At 38.7% G+C, this 16,744-nt stretch carries 11 protein-coding genes; 7 read left to right on the top strand and 4 right to left on the bottom strand.

Annotation, left to right across the window (positions count from 1 at the left end; translation table 11 throughout):
• Window positions 1–284: 284 nt before the first annotated feature.
• From aphA to AAZR93_RS12915, 4 genes are all read left to right on the top strand, one after another.
• Window positions 285–998, top strand: a complete 714-nt coding sequence (aphA, locus tag AAZR93_RS12930; protein ID WP_294107317.1) for an acid phosphatase AphA — start codon at window positions 285–287, stop codon at window positions 996–998.
• A 301-nt stretch (window positions 999–1,299) separates the two neighbouring features.
• Window positions 1,300–3,027 carry a L,D-transpeptidase gene (gene ldtD, locus AAZR93_RS12925; RefSeq protein ID WP_434720033.1) on the top strand — a complete coding sequence of 576 codons (1,728 nt, stop codon included), beginning with the start codon at window positions 1,300–1,302 and terminating at the stop codon, window positions 3,025–3,027.
• Between the two features lie 304 nt (window positions 3,028–3,331).
• On the top strand, window positions 3,332–3,880 hold the full coding sequence (locus tag AAZR93_RS12920; RefSeq protein ID WP_294107315.1) for a YcbK family protein: 549 nt from the start codon (window positions 3,332–3,334) through the stop codon (window positions 3,878–3,880).
• Between the two features lie 39 nt (window positions 3,881–3,919).
• Window positions 3,920–4,567: an MBL fold metallo-hydrolase gene (locus AAZR93_RS12915; protein WP_294107314.1), complete on the top strand. Its 648-nt coding sequence runs from the start codon at window positions 3,920–3,922 to the stop codon at window positions 4,565–4,567.
• 199 nt (window positions 4,568–4,766) lie between these two features.
• On the opposite strand, the gene AAZR93_RS12910 is transcribed toward AAZR93_RS12915, so the two are convergent.
• The 4 genes from AAZR93_RS12910 to pncB form a co-directional block, all read right to left on the bottom strand.
• Complete coding sequence (locus AAZR93_RS12910; RefSeq protein WP_434720032.1) at window positions 4,767–5,957, bottom strand: amino acid aminotransferase; 1,191 nt, start codon at window positions 5,955–5,957, stop codon at window positions 4,767–4,769.
• A gap of 423 nt (window positions 5,958–6,380) precedes the next feature.
• Window positions 6,381–7,517 (bottom strand): porin, encoded by a 1,137-nt coding sequence (locus tag AAZR93_RS12905; protein ID WP_434720031.1) that lies wholly within the window; start codon window positions 7,515–7,517, stop codon window positions 6,381–6,383.
• A 594-nt stretch (window positions 7,518–8,111) separates the two neighbouring features.
• The gene (gene asnS, locus AAZR93_RS12900; protein WP_434720030.1) at window positions 8,112–9,512 is read right to left on the bottom strand and encodes an asparagine--tRNA ligase; all 1,401 of its coding nucleotides are present in this window, start codon (window positions 9,510–9,512) and stop codon (window positions 8,112–8,114) included.
• 500 nt (window positions 9,513–10,012) lie between these two features.
• Entirely contained in the window at window positions 10,013–11,227 is a 1,215-nt protein-coding gene (gene pncB, locus AAZR93_RS12895; protein WP_434720029.1) for a nicotinate phosphoribosyltransferase, read from the bottom strand.
• Between the two features lie 586 nt (window positions 11,228–11,813).
• Between pncB and pepN the strand changes: the two genes are divergently transcribed.
• From pepN to AAZR93_RS12880, 3 genes are all read left to right on the top strand, one after another.
• Window positions 11,814–14,432: an aminopeptidase N gene (gene pepN, locus AAZR93_RS12890; protein WP_434720028.1), complete on the top strand. Its 2,619-nt coding sequence runs from the start codon at window positions 11,814–11,816 to the stop codon at window positions 14,430–14,432.
• Window positions 14,433–14,793: 361 nt separating this feature from the next.
• Window positions 14,794–15,804, top strand: coding sequence for a quinone-dependent dihydroorotate dehydrogenase (gene pyrD, locus AAZR93_RS12885; protein ID WP_434720027.1), 1,011 nt, complete (start codon window positions 14,794–14,796; stop codon window positions 15,802–15,804).
• Between the two features lie 250 nt (window positions 15,805–16,054).
• The gene (locus tag AAZR93_RS12880; protein WP_434720026.1) at window positions 16,055–16,600 is read left to right on the top strand and encodes a cell division protein ZapC; all 546 of its coding nucleotides are present in this window, start codon (window positions 16,055–16,057) and stop codon (window positions 16,598–16,600) included.
• Window positions 16,601–16,744: the final 144 nt, after the last annotated feature.

Genomic DNA, 16,744 nt, shown 5'->3' with positions numbered 1-16,744 from the left:
GACGATGAATGTTTTGTGGCACAAAATAATTGCATGGGTCACATAATTATCATACCAGTCGATAATAGATAGCGTTAATGAGATATTAGTCTCATTTTAATGTAATAAAAACTCATATCATCATTGCACTTGTGATTTAACTTCACAGTATTTGCTGCTCTATTTATTTATTACCCTCATAAATATAAGTGATATGCAGTATTTGTTTGTATTGATACCAACTCGTTTATCCATAAAAGTAAAGAATGGTTAATTGGCGGGATAAACTTAAACAAGGATTAAAGATGAAAAAAATTACCCTAACGTTGAGCGCCATTGCTTTAGCGTTCAGCTTTTCAGCTGCATCTCAAGCTAAGATCCCAATGCCAGCAACGGTTAGTCCCGGTGTTACTGTTATTGAATTAGCGCAACAGCAGCCAGTAAATTGGGTTTCAATTGAACAAATTAAAAAAAGTTTAGATGGTAAAGCGCCAATGGCGGTCGGATTTGATATCGACGATACTGTTTTATTTTCAAGTCCAGGTTTTTATCGCGGAAAAATTGAATTTTCACCAAATGATTATAGCTATCTGAAAAATCCTCAGTTCTGGGAAAAAATGAATAACGAGTGGGATCAATTCAGTATGCCTAAACAAGTAGGTGTAGATTTAGTTAAAATGCACCTAGCGAGAGGCGATACTGTTTACTTCATTACGGGTCGTACAAAAACTAAAACCGAAACTGTGACTAAATACGTACAAGAAGGTTTAGCTATCCCTGCAGATAAAATGCAACCTGTTATTTTTGCCGGTGATGAACCAGGACAAAATAATAAAGTCAGCTGGATGCGTGATCACAAGCTGACTATTTATTATGGTGATGCGGATGCAGATATCGCAGCAGCAAAAGAATTAAATATCCGTGGAATTCGTGTGTTAAGAGCGGCAAACTCATCTTACCAGCCATTGCCAAAAGCAGGTCAGTTTGGTGAAGAAGTTGTTATCAACTCAGAATATTAAAATTGTTTAATATCAATAGCTAAAGGTATTTATTGCCTTTAGCTATTTTTATATTAAATACCGAAAATTAAATAATAAAAGTCATCAATATTCAGTATTCAGATATTTTTAGTCGATTTAAACTGAAAATGATCTTATTCATTAGTTAAATTCTTATTTATTTCCATTCTTAATGCTATTTTGTCTTTCAATAAAGACAAAATTAGTCTATTCCTATAACATTCGTTTTCAAATTAAATACAATAAATTTGCAACTATAATAAAAACTATTGTTATCCATGTAGTAACTTAAGGTGGATGTATGGCAAAGAGAAGAGTGAAAGCTCTGCAAGTCTCGATAATCTGTGGGCTGATGACATTACAATTTCCTGCATTTTCAGAACAAGAAAATATGCAGTTAAATACGACGGAAATGCAGCAGCCACAAGTTGTTGAATTGAATCAAGTGGTCACGGTTACACCAGCAGAAAGTTTGGTAAAGATAACATCGTCATTACCGGCTGATGTTAGACCTATTTTTACCACACAACTGGCTAAAATATATGCCGATCGGCAAATGAAGTTGTTGTGGCAAGATGAAACGGCTATCGAACAATTTCAACGACAATTAGCTGAACTTTCACTTTCAGGGGTGCAACCTCAGTTTAGTGAGTGGTTGTTGTTACTTGAAGATAGCCAATTAAGTGAATTAGGCCGAGATGTCATTTTATCTGATGCCATGATGGGCTATATACAATACCTATCTTCTGTTGAGGCAAGTGGCCAATATTGGTTATATACCAGTCGTCCATATAAAATAATAGCGCCAACAGCACCGCAAATGAAACCTTGGCTCGATGCGGCTTCAGAAAATAGGTTAGGAGCATGGGTTAAGTCCCAAGCAATTAATCATCCGCTGTATCAGCCGATGCGCGAAGAAATGCTTAAACAGCTCGCCATGACTGAAGATGCGCTCGAAATTACCAGCACGACATCATTAAAGCCTGGGCAATCAAGTGATGATGTTATTACCTTGAGAGAAATCTTATATCGTGATGGATTGCTCGATAGCAGTGCTATTTCCACAGAAGTTGATGCGTCGGCTTCGCCAGAGGAAATCGCCAAAGCGACGGCAGCAGCTCGTTTATATAGCAATGATCTTGTTGAAGCCGTAAAAAAATTTCAATTACAATATGGCTTAGATGCTGATGGTGTGGTGGGTAAAGGCTCTAAAGTTTGGTTGAATATGAAACCAAAACAAAAAGCCGCCTTGATGGCATTAAATATTCAACGCTTACGTATTATACCAGCAAGTAATGGCACTGGTATTTTAGTCAATATTCCTGGCTACTCGCTAGATTTTTATTTAAACGATGAGGTCATTTTAGACTCTAAAGTGATTGTCGGACGCGCGGATCGTAAAACACCGATTATGAGCAGCGCTTTAAATAATGTGGTGATTAACCCGCCTTGGAGTGTGCCAACTAGTATGGCACGTAAAGATATCGCGCCAAAAGGGAAGCAAGATCCTAGCTATTTTAGCCGCAGAGGTTATACGGTCTACTCAGGATGGGGACAGGATTCATTTGAAATCGACCCTTACTCTATTGATTGGGAAAATATTACACCCGCGAATTTTCCATATCGAGTCAGACAAGCACCGGGACCAACAAACTCTTTAGGCCGCTATAAATTTAATATGCCAAGCTCGGATGCGATTTATTTACATGATACGCCAAACCACAGCTTATTTAATCGTAATGCGAGGGCAATAAGTTCAGGTTGTGTGCGCGTGAATAAAGCCAGTGAATTAGCGACAATTCTGCTTGGTGATGCGGGTTGGGAGCAAAAGCGTATTGATGGTGCGTTAAAAGAAGGCTCAACGCGTTATGTGAATATACCGGATAGAATCCCGGTCTATTTGTATTATCAAACGGCTTGGGTGGATAAAGATCAACAAGCGCAATATCGTGCTGATATTTATCAATATGATAAGAGCATTGATGGTACGGAAAAATATTTGCCAGCTATAAAAAGTATTCTGCGCTAATCCATTTCTTTTTATTCAGGGAAGGTAACTTCCCTGAATATTCATCGCGATTCATAACTATTCACATCAATTCCATTGCTCAATATTTTTTATTATTTAAGCTAAGTTCACAAGTTGAGACGTGCAGCTAAATTATCATTGAATGATTTTTAGTGATAAAACTCACCTTTTAGCGTAAATGACATAAAATTTGTTTATTTTATGCATTAATTTACATAATTATACATTAAAGCTAAATATCATTTGCTAAACTGAATCAGTTCTGATGTTTCTTTTTAAATAACGAAGACCCGAGTTATCACCTATGGATATAATTGACCAAAACCGCAGGAAGTGGTTGGGTATTGGTGCGGCTACTATCGGCCTCAGCTTATTACCTAGCCATGTATTTGCTGCCATGACGACACCACGACCAAGAATTCTACGATTTGAAAATCTCAATACTGGCGAATTTTTAAAAACTGAATTTTTCAATGGCCGCAGTTATAACAAATCTGAGCTTGCGCGTTTGAATCACATGTTTCGTGATTACCGTTGCGATAAAGTGAAAACTATCGACCCTAAGCTGTTCGATCAAATTTATTTATTACAGATGTTGATGGGAACTAATAAACCGGTTCAGTTAATTTCTGGATATCGCTCATTGGAAACCAATAATTCATTACGTAAAAAAGGCTCTGGTGTGGCGAAAAAAAGCTATCATACCCGTGGTCAAGCAATGGATTTTCATATTGAAGGTTTACAGCTAAGTAACATCCGTAAAGCAGCGTTAAAAATGAAAGCTGGCGGTGTAGGTTATTATCCAAGAAGCAATTTCGTACATATCGATACAGGACCGGCAAGAACATGGTAATCTGTGCATAGGTGACACAGATTACGGAGTAATTGCTTGATGAAATATACTATTATCCCAGTAACACCCTTTATGCAAAATTGCCATGTTATTTGGGATGAAAATTCAATGGAAGCTGTCATTGTCGATCCGGGCGGTGAGGCAGAAAAATTAATTTCTGCAATTGAAAGCCGTGGATTGAAGTTGACTAAAATTCTATTAACCCACGGTCATTCCGATCACATCGGTGCTTCAGCTACACTTTCAAAACATTTCTCAGTTCCCATTCATGGGCCACAGAAAGAAGATGCTTTCTGGATTGAAAACTTAGCCGAACAAAATGCGATGTTTTATATTGGCGATTGCCCAGACTTCACACCAGATTATTGGTTAGAAGAAGGTGATAAGATAACCTGTGGTGATATCAGCTTTGATGTGTTGCACTGTCCGGGGCATACACCAGGACACATTATTTTTGTCAATCACGCAGATAAACTGATATCCATGGGTGATGTCTTATTTAAAGGCGGCGTTGGACGCAGTGATTTTCCTCGCGGCAACCATCAAGATCTAATTTCCTCGATTAAAAACAAGGTATTGCCGCTCGGTGATGATTATCAATTCATTCCGGGTCACGGCCCAATGTCTAATTTAGGACATGAGCGTCAGACCAATCCGTTTTTGCAGGATGAACAGCCTGTTTGGTAAATGTGAGTTATTCGATATTTTGATTTAATGCCTCAATTTGCTGATTGAGGCATTATTGTTTTTATCTATTGTCAGTAATAGTAATGGTGAATGTATATTATTTTTATGGCAATAAAAAACGCTTCACATTGCTGAGAAGCGTTTTTTGTTATTCATTGAGTGATTACATCAATTAACATCGATAAACGTTTAAAGGGCGTTATAGCACCTTAACGATCGCATCACACAATGGAACCATGTTCTCAAGTGTTAAGCCTGCGACGTTAATACGACCAGAGCTCACTGCATAAATACCAAATTCGCTACGTAGACGCTCTACTTGCTCTTTGGTTAAGCCACTGAATGAGAACATACCGTTTTGGTTGATGATGAAGCTAAAGTCTTGTTTAGCGCCTTTCTCTTCCAACGTTTTTACGAGCAGCTGGCGCATACGTTTAATACGTTCACGCATTGCTGTTAGTTCTTGGATCCATTCTGCTTTTAAATTTTCATCAGACAAAATGGTTGTGACAACAGCAGCGCCATGAGCGGGTGGATTTGAGTAGTTAGCACGAATAACGGCTTTCGCTTGGCTAAATGCACGCTCTGCGTTATCGCTGTCTTTGGCGATAATGGTGCAAGCGCCCACACGTTCGTTGTATAAGCCGAAGTTTTTCGAGAAAGAGCTCGCGACAATCATTTCTGGATTGTTTTTGGTGAAAATACGCAGGCCTTCAGCATCTTCATCTAAGCCTTTGGCAAAGCCTTGGTAAGCAAAGTCAAAAATAGGCAGTAAACCTTTTTCTGCACATAAGTCTGCGAGAATAGACCACTGCTCGGCTGTTGGGTCGATACCTGTTGGGTTATGGCAACAACCATGCAGTACAATTGCATCACCCGCTGTAGCGTCTGCTAGGCTGCTTATCATACCTTCAAAATCGATATCATGTTTAGCGGCACTGTAATAGCTATAAGTTTTAACTTCTAAACCAGCGGCTTCAAAAATATTGTTATGGTTAGGCCAAGTTGGGCCGCTTATCCAAACCCGTTTTGCATTGGTTTGTTTTGCAATGAAATCAGCTGCGATACGTAATGCACCTGTACCGCCCGGCGCTTGTGCAGTGCATGCACGTTTAGAGGTGACGATTTCATGGTTTTCACCAAATAGTAATATTTGGGTGACTCGACCAAATTCAGGCATTCCACTGATAGCAAGATAGTTTTTAGTATTTTCGTTATCAAGCAGAAATTTTTCTGCTTTTTTAACAGTATCAAGCACAGGTGTTTTACCTGATTCGTCTTTGTAGACGCCAATACCTAAGTTAATTTTGTTATCGCGAGGATCCGCACGGAAACTATCAGCAAGACCGAGAATAGGGTCCGCAGGGGCAGCAGTGATTTTTTCAAACATGTTATCGATTCCAAAGCTCTGTTGTTAGCTGAAAGGTGGTTTAGCCGAAAATGTCGAGTTCTCAGGGTAACGTGAGCGAGGGGATTTGCCAACTGTTTTACCGATAATTGGTGAGATCTTGTGAACTAGATAGATATTGCCTGCAATACGACCAGTAATCGCCAGTAATACAGTGATATTGTCTAATTATTAGTTTTTAAAGCAAGATAATGAGTGTGGTGATGAGAGTGTTGATTGCATTTTTAGAGGGAATGTATTGTTTAGCGCTTAGCTTAGATGAGCCAAAGTCGTGGGCGATAATAGGCATCGTAATTACAAGATAGAGAGAGAACGCTATGTGTATAATTACCAATAAAAAAGCAGCACCGAAGTGCTGCTTTCAAAAACATATTTACTGTTTCTAAATTATCAGTTAACTGATAATTAGAATTGGTAAACTAGACCTAAGCCAACTACGTTGTCTGTCATCAGACCGTATTCTTTGCTGAAGTCGTTGTCTTTTAGCAGGTTGATTTTGTAATCAACAACTGCAGACATGTTTTTGTTGAAGTAGTAGTAAGAACCTACAGAGATGTATTTAACGATATCGCCGTTTTCACCATTAACATTTTTACCTTTAGATTGGTTATAACCTAAAGATGGTTTCAGACCGAAATCGAACAGGTACTGTGCTACTAACTCAACGTTTTCAGTTTTGTTAGCGATAGTATCGAATTTACCAAAGTAAGTCGTGTTCAGTGCTTGACCATACATTGCCGCTAAGTAAACGTTGTTAGCGTCGAATTTACCACCAACGTTCCATACTTGAGCGCGGTCGCCAGTTGCACTATTAACTATTGGGCTACCATTAATTTTACCAGATTGTTGAGCAGGTGTACGTGAAGAGCTAGCATAGCTACCACCCAGTGTTACGCCCCAACCTAAGTCATAAGCAGTTGATAGACCGTAGCCATCACCGTTGTTTTCGTTGACTTTTTTGCCACCAGATTTGTTGTTGTCGCCATTTTTGCCTTGGTATTGCAGAGCAAAGCTTAGGCCATCAACATAACCGAACGCGTTGTTGTTACGGTAAGTTAATAGGTTACGGTTACGGCTAGTCATGAATGTGTCAGACTGAGCCATAGTGTCGCCGCCCCATAAAGGCATAACGTCGGTCCATGCGTTCGTGTCATAGTTAACGCCGTAGTTACGGCCGTAGTCGATTGAACCGAAATCAGCGAATTTCAAACCAGCGTAAGCTAAACGGTTTTTGTTTTCGTTGTTAGTTTCAGTTTTGTTAGTTTTAGTTTCCCACTCGAAACGACCAAAACCAGTCAGTTGATCAGTGATTTGAGTATCACCTTTCAGACCAACACGAACACGTGAATCATCACCGTCTTGGCTTGATTTAGCATTACCATTGCTGTCTTTTTTATCAGCAGATGCGAAGTAGTGACGAACGTCAACTTTACCGTAAACGTCTAATTTGTTGCCGTCTTTGTTATAAACTTCAGCTGCGTTTGCTGCGCCTGCAGACAACAGAGCTGGAATAACTATTGCAAGAATATTGCGCTTCATCATTATTATTACCCTCATTGGTGTTATTTTCGGACACCTGCCACTGCCAAAAATAATTCTCAAATTTATTTGGAACTATTTATGAGAGATTAGTGTCGTCTATGTCGGCGACCAGTGTTCCATTGCTAAATAAATTAATCCACCCTCAAAGTGCTACAAAAACGAAGTTTCTGTAACAAATGGTAATAATGTGTTTCTAAATGTAAAAAATAGATCAAATAATAACCGCACATCGTACCAGTTTAAAAAATATTACAAAAATAAGTGAACTTTTTCACAAGGCGAATTGAGCTTTTTTTGAGCGACTTAGGGAAACTCGAATGCTGTTTTGTGCTAAAAGAAGTCAGTAATTGGATCGCAAAAGCAGATAATTCTTAGCTATTCCTTATAAGATTGAATAACAGGTCACTTATAAGGCGATAACAGAAAATTTGTGATTGAGTTAACAACTATACAGAATTTATGCTGAGGTATAAAAACAGAATAATAATTAAGATTTCTACAAAAAGTATTGGGCCAATCTGATGATTGACCCAATATTTAGCAAATTAACTCAGTAGAAACAGAAAGTAAAAAATACTTAGCTAATTTGTGACACTAGAATGAAGCATTTCTTGGGGTACGTGGGAATGCAATAACTTCACGCACGTTGCCAACACCTGTGACATACGCCACTAAACGTTCGAAGCCTAAGCCGAATCCTGAATGTGGCACTGTGCCGTAACGACGCAGATCGCGATACCACCAGTAATCTTCTTTATTCATACCCATCTCTTCAAGACGCGCATCTAGCATATCAAGACGTTCTTCACGTTGTGAGCCACCGATGATCTCACCAATACCCGGTGCTAATACGTCCATTGCGGCAACGGTTTTACCGTCTTCGTTGAGGCGCATATAGAAAGCTTTAATATCTTTTGGGTAATTTTTAACCACAACAGGTGCTTTAAAGTGTTGTTCTGCTAAATAACGCTCATGTTCAGATGACATATCAACACCCCAATAAACTGGGTTTTCAAATTTCTGACCACAATTTTCGAGGATTTTTATCGCATCGGTGTAATCCACTTGTGCGAAATCTGAATTAACAAAGCTTTCAAGGCGATTGATTACTTCTTTATCAACACGCTGAGCAAAGAACTCTAAGTCGTCACGGCGTTCATCTAATGCGGCTTTAAAAGCATATTTGAGCATTTGCTCTGCAAGGCCTGCAATATCGTCTAGGTTTGCAAAAGCCACTTCAGGTTCCAACATCCAAAATTCAGCCAAGTGACGGCTAGTATTTGAATTTTCAGCACGGAAAGTGGGTCCGAAAGTGTAGATTTTGCTAATAGCAGTAGCATAAGCTTCGCCATTAAGCTGACCTGAAACCGTTAGGAACGCTTCGCGACCAAAAAAGTCTTCGCTAAAATCAACTTCGCCTTTGTCATTGCGCGGTAAGTTGTTGTAGTCCAGTGTGGAAACACGGAACATTTCACCGGCACCTTCGGTATCTGATGCGGTGATTAATGGGGTTGATACCCAGAAATAACCTTGTTCATCAAAGAAGCGATGAAGTGCTTGTGCCAATGTATGGCGAACTCGTGCAACCGCACCAATTAAGTTAGTACGTGGGCGCAAGTGAGCCGCTTCGCGTAAAAACTCAACGCTATGGCGTTTTGCTGCCATAGGGTAGGTGTCAGGATCATCAATCCAACCGACAACTTTCACGGCTGTTGCTTCAAGTTCAAAGGATTGTCCTTGACCTGGCGATTCTTTAACGGTGCCTGTGACTTCAACTGAGCAACCGGTTGTTAGATGAAGGACTTCGTCATTATAATTAGATAAATTATTATTGATGATAGCCTGTAATGGGTTAAAGCAAGAACCGTCATAAACGGCGAGGAAAGAAAAACCAGCATTTGAATCTCTCCTTGTACGTACCCAGCCTTGAACGGTGACTTCTGAGCCTACCGCCACTCGGCCTTGCAGTACGTCGACTACAGGCGCTACTATCATAAAATTTACTCTCTTTTAATTTAACGATATCTACTTTAACTATCTCAATCCGTCATACTTCAAGCTGTAGATGCGTTGGCTTCGCAAATCGAACCTAGTCACATACTTATGTATGCTCCTAGGTCTCAATTTGTTTGCCGCCTTCCTACAACTCGAATTATTTAGGATATAACTCAAATCGTATTAAAATCATTTAATAAATTGAATTGCTAGATATTTCTTATTTAAGGTATAGCAATCAATGTATAACGAATAAAATAGTAAAGTAGGGATATATTAACGAAATCCCATATTTCAGGGGCCAAAGCTCTATGTTACTTGCCATTTAGTAGGAAACAAGTAAAAAATCGCTACAAACCTTTCTATTTGAATATAAACGATAGAGATAGGGCTCAAAAGCTATAGTAATAGTAAGCGGGCGAAAGCAAAAGCGCTTTTAAAGCGCCGCATAAGAAAAATGTAAATTCTTATGCGGAGAGGCTAAAAATAGGGGGTGAGGACTAGCTGGCTTTTTCCATTTTAGGTAGGTCAAAGGCTTTTCTGAGTTGGTTGACGAATTCATCGTCTTCACACATCGTTTTGCCTGGACTGTCGGATAATTTCGCGACGGGCTTTCCATTACATTCAACTAATTTAATCACAATATTCAGCGGCACGACATTAGGAATATTGCAGGTCAGTCGTGTGCCAATACCGAAAACTAAATTAATTCGCTGATGGAAGTAGCGATAAAGCTCAAGGGCTTTTTGCAAATCAAGGCTATCAGAAAAGACCAATGTTTTGCTTAGCGGATCTATACCTAATTTTTCATAGTGGGCAATGGCTTTTTTACCCCATTCAATCGGATCGCCCGAATCATGGCGTAATCCTTGGTAGCGCTTCGCAAAATTTTCATCAAAGTCGCGTAAAAATGCATCCATAGTGATACAGTCAGTCAATGCAATACCGAGTTGATCAGGATATTCGTTAAGCCAACTTTGTAGCGCTTCGCGCTGACTATTGGATAATTCAGGGCTTATTTGTTGGTGCGCTTGGAACCATTCATGGGCTTGTGTGCCAACGGGTATCAAGTCTAACTCGTGGGCGAGCTTGTAATTACTTGTCCCAACCAAATAAGGGAATTCATTTTTTAGCATAGAAACAATGGCAGATTGCACACTGTAGGAGAAACGCCTACGTGTACCGAAATCCATTAGTTTAAAGTTAGATAGGTCAAGTTGGTTTTCGGATGCTTGGCTATAGAAAATAGTCAGTAATTTTCTTAGCTGGTTAACGGCATCTTCATCAGTGACATTTGGATGTCTATCGCGTTGGACTATTTCACTGACTAGCGCAAGAAGGGGTACTTCCCACAGGATCACTTCACGCCATGGGCCACTTATACGAATAGCTAATTGCCCGTCATCAGTGACAGAAACCTTAACTTGTTCAGGGTTAAAACGAAATGATTTAAACCAAGTGAGATAGTCTTCTTGGAAAAATGGCAGGCTACGTAAGAAGCTTAATTCTTCATCAGAAAGTGATAGTTTCGCCATCAAGTTAATTTGCTGTTGGATCGCATGTGCGTAGGCACCTAAGCGCTCACTGCTACGGCAACGAAACTCAGCAACCACCGGCACTTGGTTGTAGTGGTGAAAGACCGCCTGCTGCATATGGAGCTTATAAGCATCGGTATCGAGTAGTGATGTAATAATTGGTGTAGCGTCTAAATTCATGGCGCGCAGGCATCCTCACGGAGCTTATCTACTTAGTTATACCCATCATATTCATGTACACATAAACGTCATTGAGTTGCTCTATTTGACGCTGTCGTGTCACTTGAATTATCAAGGGTCTAAATCATTAAAGTTGCAAAAGTATACTCACTTTACCAAAAGATTGAAGTTTTATTCTATCTTGATGTGCCGTGAGGACATTTCAACTTTAATTCACCTGTTTATTTTTTAATGTATTGCTTTCAAATCAATGTGTAATACTTTCAAATGAATATCTAAAATAGACGAATTAAGCAAATAATTTGAATGCTAATAATTTACTGTGAGTGATAGCACAAAAAGGAACTAATCACCGATTGATACTAACAGGTAATGAAATATTTAATAGTGGGATAGCACCAACAAACAAACGATTTGTTAACAAAGTTAGGTACGGTTATAGATAAAGTGACAACATTCTTATATAAAAGCTTAATATCTTTTGATGAAAATGTTTCTCAAATCCGTTCACATTACCAGTTGTTATAGTATTGTATGAAGTAACAAAACAGCACGATACTGAATTAACGCATAATAAGGTTACCTTATGACCCAGTTACGACAAGCAAAATATCGCCATGATTATCAAGCTCCTGATTATACTATCAATGAAATCGCACTCGATTTTAACCTTGACCCAGTAAAGACTGTAGTAACGGCAGTCAGTAAGGTTAAACGTCTTAATCCTCAATCATCGACGCTTGAGTTACATGGTGAAGATTTATCACTCATTAGCCTTGAAATCGATGGTCAGGCTTGGACTCAATATAAAGAAGAAGACGGAAAATTAATTATTGAGGGCTTACCTGAAACATTTACCTTGCGCATTGTGAATGAAATCAGCCCTGAAAAAAATACCGCATTAGAAGGTTTGTATGTTTCTGGGGAAGCATTGTGTACGCAATGCGAGGCCGAAGGCTTCCGTCATATCACCTACTTTCAAGACAGGCCTGACGTTTTAGCCCGTTACACCACAACTATCACCGCAGATAAAACACGTTACCCTTACTTATTATCAAATGGTAATCGTGTTGCAAAAGGTGAGCTGGAAGATGGCCGTCATTGGGTTAAATGGGAAGATCCATTCCCAAAACCAAGTTATTTATTTGCGGTTGTCGCGGGTGATTTTGATGTTTTAAAAGATGTTTTTATTACCCGTAGTGGTCGCGAAGTCGCCTTAGAGTTGTTTGTTGATAAAGGTAATTTAGACCGTGCGCCTTGGGCAATGCAGTCATTGAAAAATGCCATGAAATGGGATGAAGAGCGTTTTGGCCTTGAATATGATCTTGATATTTATATGATTGTGGCCGTTGATTTCTTCAATATGGGCGCAATGGAAAATAAAGGCCTGAATGTTTTCAACTCTAAATATGTTTTAGCAAAAAGTGAAACGGCAACAGATAAAGATTATCTCGGTATTGAATCGGTCATTGGTCATGAATATTTTCATAACTGGACCGGTAACCGTATCACTTGTCGTGATTGGTTCCAATTAAGTCTAAAAGAAGGTTTGACTGTTTTTCGCGATCAAGAATTTAGTTCAGATTTAGGTTCTCGCTCAGTAAATCGTATCAACAATGTTAAAGTGATGCGCGCGGCTCAATTTGCCGAAGATGCAAGCCCAATGGCACATCCAATTCGCCCTGAAAAAGTTATTGAAATGAATAACTTTTATACTTTGACCGTCTATGAAAAGGGATCTGAAGTTATTCGGATGATCCACACATTACTCGGCGAAGAGATGTTTCAAGCAGGTATGCAGTTATATGTACATCGCCATGATGGTAGCGCCGCGACTTGTGATGATTTTGTTCAAGCGATGGAAGATGCATCAAATGTCGATTTATCACTATTTCGTCGTTGGTATAGCCAATCAGGCACGCCAGTATTAACGGTACGCGATGAATATTTGCCTGAAAAGCAACAATATGTTCTGCATGTGAGCCAAATGACTCCACCAACGGCAGACCAAGCTGAAAAACTTCCCCTGCATATTCCTTTGGATATTGAATTGTATGGACAAGATGGCGCGGTGATCCCATTAAAACGCGAAGGGAATCAGGTAAATTCAGTTTTAAATATTACCCAAGAGTCACAAACTTTTGTTTTTGATGAAATCACCAGTCAACCAGTACCTTCGTTGCTACGTGAGTTTTCAGCGCCTGTTAAGCTTGACTATCCTTATACTGATGAGCAACTAGCCTTCTTAATGCAACATGCCAGCAATGAATTCTCACGTTGGGATGCGGCTCAGCAGTTAATTAATAACTATGCGAAAATCAACGTTGCAAAATTTCATCAGGGTGAAGCGTTAGTTTTACCTGAGCATGTTATTGATGCGTTTCGAGCTGTGCTGTTGAGCGATTCAATTGATCCGGCTTTGGCTGCATTGATTTTAACGTTGCCATCGGAAAATGAGATTGCGGAACAATTCCCGGTAATTGATCCTGTCGCTATTCATGAAGTTCATGACTTCATCTTTGACCAGCTTGCAATCCAATTACATGATGAATTTTTGGCGGTATATGGTTCAATTAAAATTGATGGATATCGAGTTGATCACCAAGACATTGCTAAGCGTGCATTACGTAATACTTGCTTGCAATATCTTGCTGCGGGTGACGATAAGGAATTGGCCAATAAATTGGTTCAAAACCAATATAAAACTGCGGATAACATGACTGACTCGCTGGCTGCGCTAACCGCAGCTTATGAAGAGAAATTGCCTTGTCATGTTGAATTAATGGCTGATTTTGATGAACGCTGGCACCACGATGGTCTGGTGATGGATAAATGGTTTGCTTTGCAAGGCGCTAATTCTTCTAAAGATGCGCTAGAAAATGTCCGAAAATTATTAAATCATCGTTCATTTAGTATGAGTAATCCAAACCGTATTCGTTCATTAGTCGGGGCTTTCACTGCAGGTAACCCAGTGAATTTTCATGCAGAAGATAGCAGTGGATATCAATTCTTATATGAAATATTAGTTGATTTAAACACGCGTAACCCGCAAGTTGCCTCAAGATTGATTGAGCCGTTAATTCGCTTAAAGCGTTATGATGAAAAACGTCAAGGTTTGATGCGTAATATCCTTTTGCAATTAAAAGCATTAGACAACCTTTCAGGGGATTTATTTGAGAAGGTGACTAAAGCGTTAGAAAGCTAACAGTATCAAAACTAGGTTTATATATTTCCTAAATGGGATAACGATTAAACTGTCAATTTAAGCCCTTAAATTAAATTTTAGGGGCTTTTTATTACCTATTATTCTTATCTTGTTGTTGTCCTCGCATATCTAACGGGGTCTTAAATGGTGGTAAATCAATCAAACATCATTTTTATTGATTTTTTCATGGGTAAATAACGTCAAGTTAAGGTAGTCTATAGCGCGTTTTATCGAATGAAAAATAAGCTATGTTATTAGGGGCTCGGCAAACTAAATTGGCGAGTGTATTGGCACGCGCAATATTGTGTCTTTCTTTACGCTTAGACATGTATTCGCATAGATAGAAAATAGGTTATTGAATATGTTATATCACCTTGCCCGCAAGGCACTATTTCAGTTCGACCCTGAAAAAGCTCACGAATTGACTTTTCGTCAGCTCCAACGTTTAACTAATTCCCCTCTAAAATTCCTTTTACGCCAATCTGTTGCGACTAAACCTGTTCAATGTATGGGACTTTCGTTTAAGAATCCCTTAGGGCTTGCTGCGGGTTTAGATAAAGATGGTGATTGTATTGATGCTTTCGGCGCTATGGGTTTTGGTTTTGTTGAGATTGGAACGATTACGCCGAAACCACAGTCAGGTAATGACAAGCCACGTTTGTTTAGATTAGTCGAAGCGGAAGGTTTGATTAATCGAATGGGATTTAATAATAAAGGCGTTGATAACCTTGTTGAGAATGTCAAAAAATCAAATTATGGCGGAATAATTGGTATTAATATTGGTAAAAATAAAGATACGCCCGTTGAACAAGGTAAAGACGACTATTTAATTTGCATGGATAAAGTTTATGCCCATGCCGGTTATATTGCCGTGAATATTTCTTCTCCAAATACTCCCGGTCTACGCACTTTGCAATATGGTGAAGCTTTAGATGATTTATTAAGTGGTATTAAAGCTAAGCAACTTGAGTTGCAATCTGTGCATCAGAAATATGTTCCAGTTGCTGTTAAAATTGCACCGGATTTAACTGAAGAAGAAATTATTCAGGTTGCTGATAGCTTAGTTCGACATAATATAGATGGTGTTATTGCCACGAATACAACGTTAGACCGTTCATTGGTACAAGGTTTAAATTATTGCAATGAAATGGGGGGATTAAGCGGACGCCCAGTTCAATTAAAAAGTACCCAAGTGATTAAGCTTATTTCCCAAGAATTAAACGGTAAATTGCCAATTATTGGTGTGGGTGGAATTGATTCACTGACAGCTGCTCGGGAAAAAATGGAAGCTGGGGCCTCATTAATACAAATTTATTCTGGCTTTATTTACCATGGACCAAAATTAATAAAAGATATTGTCAATAATATCTAATAAAGTGTAAATTTACATATCAAGGGGGTTTATTTATTCCCCCTTTTAATCTATATTATGAATATTGTTTATTTTTTAACTAGTTTTATCTCCTTTATGCTTTAAGTTATAGGCTATTTACGTCAAATATAGCGCTTTATTATCTAATCTTAACTTGGACATTTAAGGACTCATTATAGATTTTTGGAACAATCATTATTGATGATCGATCCTAAAGTTTATTTACCGATAAATCGCTGAAGGATCGTTTATGAAAATTAAACCTGATGATCATTGGCGTTGGTATTTTGATCATGATCATGACAGGGTGATGCTAGACCTCGCCAACGGAATGATATTCCGGTCATGTTTTCCCGCAAAAATGCTAACGGCTTTTGCTCGAAATGAAATGCCATTTAGTATTGAAGATGCAGGTGAATATTATATATTTGATGAGCAAGCGAAGAGATTAAATATAACTCTCGAAGAAAGAGCGGAGTTAGTATTAAATAGTCTTGTTGCTTTTCGTTTTTTAAAACCACAAATGCCTAAAAGCTGGTATTTTTCAACCTTTCACTATGTTACTGAGCCTGCTCAAGGGCAATTGGTTCAAGTGTGTTTAGAGAATACTAATTGCTATTCAACATTTATCATTGCGGAAGCAGGTATATCGGCGAGTTTATGTTTATTAGCGGAGCCACTGCTTGAATTGTCAGATAGGACTTTGCGATTTTGTGATCCAATTAAGATCATGAATGATCGTATGATGCAATATTCAGCGAAGACTAAGCGTATACTATATGGAAATGTCATTTAGTTGATCGTTTATGATCGGTGAATACAGAAAAGTAAAAATAAATAAAATACCATCATATAAATATAACGATTAATTTAACTCTAGTTTATTAACACCATCACTTTATCTAAATTATTTTTCGTGATGGTGTTTGAATAGACAAAT

The organism is Providencia sp. Je.9.19 (assembly GCF_051129765.1).
Classification (GTDB): Bacteria; Pseudomonadota; Gammaproteobacteria; order Enterobacterales; family Enterobacteriaceae; genus Providencia.
The sequence above is the reverse complement of the archived record's forward strand: the minus strand, read 5'-3'. Positions and strand labels throughout refer to the sequence as shown.